The organism is Streptomyces sp. 8L, from assembly GCF_020176795.1.
Lineage (GTDB): Bacteria > Actinomycetota > Actinomycetes > Streptomycetales > Streptomycetaceae > Streptomyces.
Window position 1 is genome coordinate 1 of record NZ_JAIUKE010000572.1, and the last position, 6,436, is coordinate 6,436.

General features: G+C 68.8%; 7 protein-coding genes. 1 reads left to right on the forward strand and 6 read right to left on the reverse strand.

What is annotated here, in order from left to right:
* Positions 1-209 precede the first annotated feature (209 nt).
* The 5 genes from LCE31_RS34595 to LCE31_RS34615 all read right to left on the reverse strand — a co-directional run bounded on the left by LCE31_RS34595 (position 210) and on the right by LCE31_RS34615 (position 3,608).
* Positions 210-830, reverse strand: a complete 621-nt coding sequence (locus LCE31_RS34595) for a hypothetical protein (RefSeq protein ID WP_374118651.1) — start codon at positions 828-830, stop codon at positions 210-212.
* A 201-nt stretch (positions 831-1,031) separates the two neighbouring features.
* Positions 1,032-1,478 carry a hypothetical protein gene (locus LCE31_RS34600; protein ID WP_308042355.1) on the reverse strand — a complete coding sequence of 149 codons (447 nt, stop codon included), beginning with the start codon at positions 1,476-1,478 and terminating at the stop codon, positions 1,032-1,034.
* A 130-nt stretch (positions 1,479-1,608) separates the two neighbouring features.
* On the reverse strand, positions 1,609-2,088 hold the full coding sequence (locus tag LCE31_RS34605) for a hypothetical protein (protein ID WP_225021610.1): 480 nt from the start codon (positions 2,086-2,088) through the stop codon (positions 1,609-1,611).
* Positions 2,085-2,624, reverse strand: coding sequence for a DUF4913 domain-containing protein (locus LCE31_RS34610; protein ID WP_225021612.1), 540 nt, complete (start codon positions 2,622-2,624; stop codon positions 2,085-2,087). The genes LCE31_RS34605 and LCE31_RS34610 overlap by 4 nt, the downstream gene beginning before the upstream one ends.
* A 228-nt stretch (positions 2,625-2,852) precedes the next feature.
* Positions 2,853-3,608 (reverse strand): DNA-methyltransferase, encoded by a 756-nt coding sequence (locus LCE31_RS34615; RefSeq protein ID WP_225021614.1) that lies wholly within the window; start codon positions 3,606-3,608, stop codon positions 2,853-2,855.
* Between the two features lie 396 nt (positions 3,609-4,004).
* Between LCE31_RS34615 and LCE31_RS34620 the strand changes: the two genes are divergently transcribed.
* Entirely contained in the window at positions 4,005-5,126 is a 1,122-nt protein-coding gene (locus LCE31_RS34620) for a C40 family peptidase (RefSeq protein ID WP_225021616.1), read from the forward strand.
* Positions 5,127-5,496: 370 nt separating this feature from the next.
* On the opposite strand, the gene LCE31_RS34625 is transcribed toward LCE31_RS34620, so the two are convergent.
* A complete protein-coding gene (locus LCE31_RS34625; protein ID WP_225021618.1) occupies positions 5,497-6,135 on the reverse strand; it encodes a hypothetical protein in 639 nt (212 codons plus the stop codon).
* Between the last annotated feature and the right edge of the window lie 301 nt (positions 6,136-6,436).

Here is a 6,436-nt window from a genome sequence, read left to right on the forward strand (position 1 = left end):
GGGGCGTCGATGTGCAGGGCCGCCCGCCGCTCTAACCGCGCGCCGCCCGGGTGGCCCGGGGCTATCTGCTGGGGGGCTCCCGCGCCCCGGGGCGGGGGGGGGGGCGCGGGGGGGGCCCCGGGGGCTCAAAAACGCGCCCGCCCGAGCGCGGGTTGGGCAACCCGGCGAGCGTCGGTTATGTTTCGCCGCCCGCTGTGGCCTCGGCGCGTTCAGCGCGAACGGCCGGGCGCACGCGGAGCAGGCGCTTTCGCCACACCGATTGGACGCCCGGCTGCGGCTGCGGGGCGGACCGGCGGGAGCGGACCGGCCTCGCCGGCAAGCCGGTCGTCGCACCACTGAAAGGCCTGGCCCACCGTGTCGAAGCCGCCTTCGCGCAGGGTGTGCGTCCACGCCTCGGGGTCGACCTCCTCCACCACAACGCGAAACGGGCTCGGGGCCCGGTCGTCCAGAGCGCGCAGTACCACAACGGTGACCATGTCGTCCGGGTCGTCTCGGGTGTAGGAGTAGCCCTCGGCGTAGTGGTCGCCCTCGTCCACGAGGCGTCGCTCCAGCGCCCGTGTCGCCTCGTCCGCCGGCGGGTGGCCCTGCTCGGGGTCGAGGCCGGTGGCATCGGGCGGGCAGCCGCGGTGGATGAGCCAGGACTGGGCCATGACGGGCAGCGGAAACGGGGCCTGCTGGAAGTCGAACGTTCCCTTCTTTCGGTCCCGCTTCAGGTGAACAGCGAGGTATTGCGGCATGCCCGGGTGCCCGTAGGTGGCGGAGCGGTCGAAGAGGACGTAGTAGCTGTGCGCACCGTTGGGAGTGTGGTGTTCGGCGAGGGGGACAAGCATGTCCTCGTTGACCGCGACCTGGCGGTGGAAGTCGAGGTACGTCTTCTCATCGGCACGGAAGTCGTCCAGTTTGAAGTGAACTTGGGTTATGGGAAGGGCCTTTCGGTGGAATTCAGTGGTGCTGTGCCGGGGTGGGCGGTGATGCGCCTGGGCCGGGCGGGACCGTCGGCGCCTGGGCCGTAGGAGTTCGCCGTGCGGCGATCAGCGCAGCGCGTCCGGCGTCGGTGAGGGTGATCGGCTGCCCGGCGTGACGGGGTGGCCGGTATCCCGGACGACCAGGCCGGCCTCCTCCCGCCGCTGCAGCGTGGTGTGAGGGATGCGGGGGCCGGAGGCGGCTGTGACGGACATCCGGCCGGTCAGCAGGTATTCGTAGAGCTTGGCTCCGCCGGCGATGGCCAGCAGCGTCGCGTGGTCGTCCGCCCAGCGCTGCTTCGCGTCGGACGCGGTAGCTGCCGTGGCGGCCTCGATGGGCTCCAGGGCTGCGATCACCTTCCGGGCAGCGGCGTCCCGCGCTTCGGTGGCCTCTTCCAGCTGGTCCACGGTGCGGTCGATACGCGCGAAAGGGGCGTCATCGACGTCGAACTCGCCGCTGGAAAGGCGGTGGAGGAGGCTGAGGCAGAAGGTGACGCCGCTCTGCGTGTTGGCCAACGCACGGTGCTCGTCGACGAGGTGGGTATGGGGCTCGTCAAGGACGCCGCGGTCCCGGTAGGCCCACAGGGTGTCGACGTCGTGGCCGGTGACAGCTTCGAGGCGATGGTCGAGTGGGGAGACCGGGCGTTCAGCGGGTGTGAGGGTGCGCGGTGTGTTGTGCGGGGCGGGGCAGACGCGGCAGTACGGGAAGGGGTGGGCCCGGTCGCGGCGCGGGCGTGCGGCTGGCGAGCTGTGGGGAGCGGGAGCGTGCCGCGTGGGTGCGCGCGCTCAGCGGCCGGCGGGACATCCCCAGGCGGCGGCCGACCTCGTCGTACACGTCGTTGCCAGCCCGCGGCCGGACCGCGACGACGTGAATCTCCTTCGGGTGCGCGCACGGTGCGGGCGCCGGACGGACGCCGTAGACGAGGCGCCACTCTTTGCGTGAGTCGACGACCAGTTTGCGGTAGCCCTCCAGGTCACCGTCGAGGCGCAGTCCGAAGCGCTGTGCGGTGACGACTTCCTGCAGGTAGGCGAGGGCAAGGTCGCGGATGTCGCTCGGCGCCTGGAGGAGATCGCCCAGCGCGCGGGGATCGAAGCTCAGCCCGAAAGCCGGCCCTCCCGCGGTCATGACGTCGGCTCGTCCGGCTCGGCGGCGTTCACCGTGGCCGCCGTCTCCGCGCGCAAAGACCGCGGCGGACCGGGCAGAAGACGATGCGCGGGACGGTCGGGAGAGGTCATACAGGCCGACAGCGGCCCGCCTGGCGCGCGGATCGCGGCGACGGCGTGGGTGAGGAAGTCCCTGTGCCACACGAACATGCCCGAAAGACCGGCTTCGGGCTCCTTGTGCTGCTGGTAGGCGAGCCACAGGGCGTGGAGCCAGGCCACCACGTCGTCGTGCTCCTGCCACCGCAGGCACCAGGGCGCCGCGGTGGTGACCTCCGCCCCGTAGACCGGGAGGAAGAAGTCGTCGATCCAGTCGGACAGGGCGTCGAGTTCGTCCTCGCGTTCCTCACCGTCCAGCTCCAGGATCGGACGGGGCTCCGGCGGAGCGGCGGCAGGCGGCCCGCCCAGCCCGGGCATGCCGAACGCGGCGAACGGCGAGCCGGGTGCCGGGGCGGCCGCGAGGTGATCGAGTTGCTGTGCCTGCTGCGTTGACTGCTCCATGAGCCGTCGGACGCTCGCCTCGATTCCCTCCAGCTGCGGATCGGGAATACGGACTGGCTCCAACTCGCCATCGCCGGAGGGTTTTGTTGGTTCGGGCATGCAGAGTTCGGCCTCCTACGAGACACGGATTACAGAAAGGAGGGAGACGGCGACGCACAGGTCAGCCGAGGAGGTGCGAGCCCGACCTGCAGCCTCGGGCGCCGGCCGCCATGACGGCAAGTGCGCCGCTCAGGCGGTGAGAATCACGTCGTCCTGCGTGAGAATCTCGCGGAGCGTTTCGGTGAGCCGGTCGGCCGCGATGGAGGCGTAGTGCTCGGTCTTCTCCACGCCGATGAAGTCCCGGCTCTCCAGCAGAGCAGCCACGCCCGTGGAGCCGGAACCGGCGCAGAAGTCGAGCACCGTACCCCCTTCGGGGCTGATCTTGACCAGCTCGCGCATCACTGCGACGGGCTTTTGCGTAATGTGCCGGCGCTTCGCACCCGAAGGCTGCGAAGCCGAGTACATGCCGGGCAGATAGACCGGGTTGCGGGAGCCATCGATCGGCCCCTTACTGGCCCAGACGATGAACTCACAATTCTGTGTGAACCGACCCCGCTGCGGCCTGGCCTGGGGCTTGTGCCACGCCAGCACGCCGCGCCACAGCCAGCCGGCCGCCTGGATCGCGTCCGTCGTAGTGGGCAGCTGACGCCAGTCGGTGAACAGCAGCCCGGTGCCGCCGGTCTTCGTAAGGCGGTGGGCTTCGGTCATGATCTGCGTCAGCCAGAACCCGTACGACCGCTGGTCCATGGTCTCGCCCGTGAAGTCCGGCAAGGCATGCTGCGCGTCGGCGGAGGTGTACTTCTGCTTCGCGGAGCGCGTCGTGCGCTCCTTGGCAGTCCTACCGCCGGAGTTGTACGGCGGGTCGGTGATGACGGAGTCGACGCAGTCGTCCGGCAAGTCGGCGAGGACGCTGAGAGCGTCGCCCTGGTGCAGGGAAAAAGGCAAAAAGGAACCCCGATTCGGATCTGGAGCACGGAGGGAACTACTGCCCATCTCGCTACGCGTCCTCGCGGGCCGAAGTCAGGGCGTAGAGAAGCCCGGGGCCAGAAGCTGAGGAGAGCGAGGGGAGTCCAAAAACTGTAGAGGCGAATGTGCGGACGGCCAAGAAGTCAAGCGCTGATGTGCCGGATTCCGGCATCTCACACACACTTTTTGGCCGTCGGCGGATCCGGACCTACTGTTTTTGAACCACCCCGGCGTCCATTCACGGCCTGGCCGTGCGGAGCGGACGCCGGTTCGCCCGCTGCGGCCCGTCGGACGTCGCATCCTCGAAGGACACGTCATGACCTCTCGCTATCCGCCCCTGTACGACGCCGCTGACCCGCGAGCGATCCACTCCGGTTGAAGTGGCTCGCCGCCGGTATCGGCGTCGTCTTCCTCTCCCCTCTCCTCCTCGCCGGCACGGGCGTGATGCTGCTCTCCGCCGCCGACGCCGTGCAGAACACCAGCGCCTGCCGCACCGACATCGACACGGGCAAGGTCGCCGAGCAGGTCGCCAAGATCCTCGACGGTGCGACCGGCACGAACCTGCACATCAAGGGCCTGGACCTGCCGGCCGAGCAAGTCCCCAACGCACAGACGATCGTGGCCACCGGCATCAGCCTCCGCGTCCCCGCGAAGGGCCAGATCATCGCGCTCGCCACGGCGATGCAGGAATCGCGGCTGCGCAACCTCGCCGACGGCGACCGGGACTCGCTGGGCTTGTTCCAGCAGCGTCCCTCCCAGGGCTGGGGCACCGCCCAGCAGATCCGCGACCCCGTCCACGCGAGCGAGCAGTTCTACCAGCACCTGCTCGCGGTGCACGGCTGGCAGCAGATGACCCTCACCCAGGCCGCGCAGGCCGTCCAGAGGTCCGGCCTGCCGGACGCGTACGCGCAGTGGGAAGACCTGGCCACCGCGCTGCAGGAAGCCATCGCCAAGACCTTCCCGAGCACCACCAGCGGCAAGGACACCACCGAGCCGGCCGGGGACAACGCCCCCACCCCAAGTACCGGTTGCGCGCCGGCTCAGGACGGTTCCAGCTTCGGCAGCATTCCTGAGGGAAGCGTCCCGAAGGGATACGCGATCCCCCAGGACGCCGATCCCGCGGCCCGTAAAGCCCTGGCTTGGGCGATGCAGCAGCTCGGGACGCCCTACCAATGGGGCGGATCGTGCACCGACGCCCACGGCCCCGACCCGATGGGTCGCTGCGACTGCTCCAGCCTGATGCAGCAGGCGTACGCGCACGCCGGCATCAGGCTCACCCGCACCACGTACACGCAGGTCAACGAGGGCAAGGCGGTATCCCCCAGTCGCCTGCAGCCCGGCGATCTGCTCTTCACCCTCGGCACGGCGAGCCGGCCCGACCATGTCGGCATGTACATGGGCGAGGGTCTGGTCATCGAGGCACCCCGTACATCGAAACCCGTCCGGATCACTCCGATCAAGGACTGGGACATCCTCGCCGCCCGCCGCGTCATCTGACGCCGGCCTGCCCGGTTGTAGGGACTCATCGCGCTTTGTGCTTTCTCACCGATTCTGCGCTTGCGTTGCGCGTGCGCAGGGCTGATGGGACTGCCGTCTGTATCGCCACAGCTCAGGTGACCGAGCCGGGCTCAAGCGATGTCCGGCATGCAGGCGCGGCGCGGCGTCACCCCCGAAGAGCGCAGAGCCGGTGAGATGGATCGCGCTCAACTTCGTTGAGAGGGCTGCAGTTTTGCTGGTCAATGTGGCCACGGACGCGAGAGCGAACGAGAACCTACACCGGTGGAGGTTCCGATTACAGATGTCATTGTCCAAGCACTGTGATCGACTTTTCGTACGACACCTCGGTCAGGGAGCCATGGCCGGTCCGTTACGGACCGACGCCGGCGGCCCGCCACGCCGCGAACAGATCATCGCGCGCGGAGCGGAAGTCGTTGCCACGCTCGCCCTTGAGGAGCAGTGCCGTGGCCACCGTGTGGACTGCAGGAATGTCCAATGACAAAACGGCCAGGATGCGCTCCATGTCGGTGACCACATCGTCGACACGGCGCGGCGGGACAAAGCAGTGCATTGTGTAGTCGCGTACGAGGTCCAAGACCTCGGCGGCGTCGCCGTCCTCGTCCCGTGCACGCCGCAAGACGCCCAGGGCCTGCCACAGAGCCTCCAGTTGGAAAGCTGGCAAGGCCATCAGAAACACGGCGTCGTGGCGAGCGGGTGGCATGTCGGATCTGATCCGGCCGATGGTGTCGGCCGCAACCTGGAACGGAAGGTGCGGCAACACGTACTTCTCGGGATCTCCGTAGTCGTGGGCGACCGCCGCTGCGGCAGCAAGGGAGGTGAGGATGTCCTGCACGTATCCGGCCTCGTGGATCCAGGTCGGGTCTCCCGGAAGCACGCAGGGGTAATCCGCTCGTTGCCTCGTCACCCCCTCATCCTGCCCGTGCGGCGGGCCGGCGGAACCCACCGAGCGGTGTTCGACTGTTCCGTCCGTGTGCTGAACCAATTCCATCGGTGCCCCCACTCGGACGACGACAAGAAGTCGGACACAACCAGCCCGACGCCTCGGACACGGCCTCGGCCAGGAATACGACAGGTCCGTCGGACGAAACCGCTGACAACCATCTGCATGCCCGTCGAAACCGGTTGGTCACGGCGCCCGGCGTCGACAGATCAACTCGGAACCCACACCCGGACATCGCTCCGGGCCGGGCCCCGGGTCCATCGCGCCCGAGGCTTCCTCCCTTTCGCTTCTCCCCCCTGTTTTTTGCCGGCCCGTCCCTGGCCCGCGTACGCAAGGAGCCCCGCCACCC

What these genes read in the sequence shown, in the direction of transcription:
- LCE31_RS34595 (WP_374118651.1), bottom strand. Translation starts at nt 830, where the DNA reads ATGCTTGTCCCCCTCGCCGAACACCACACTCCCAACGGTGCGCACAGC.
- LCE31_RS34605 (WP_225021610.1), bottom strand. Translation starts at nt 2,088, where the DNA reads ATGACCGCGGGAGGGCCGGCTTTCGGGCTGAGCTTCGATCCCCGCGCG.
- LCE31_RS34610 (WP_225021612.1), bottom strand. Translation starts at nt 2,624, where the DNA reads ATGGAGCAGTCAACGCAGCAGGCACAGCAACTCGATCACCTCGCGGCC.
- LCE31_RS34625 (WP_225021618.1), bottom strand. Translation starts at nt 6,135, where the DNA reads ATGGAATTGGTTCAGCACACGGACGGAACAGTCGAACACCGCTCGGTG.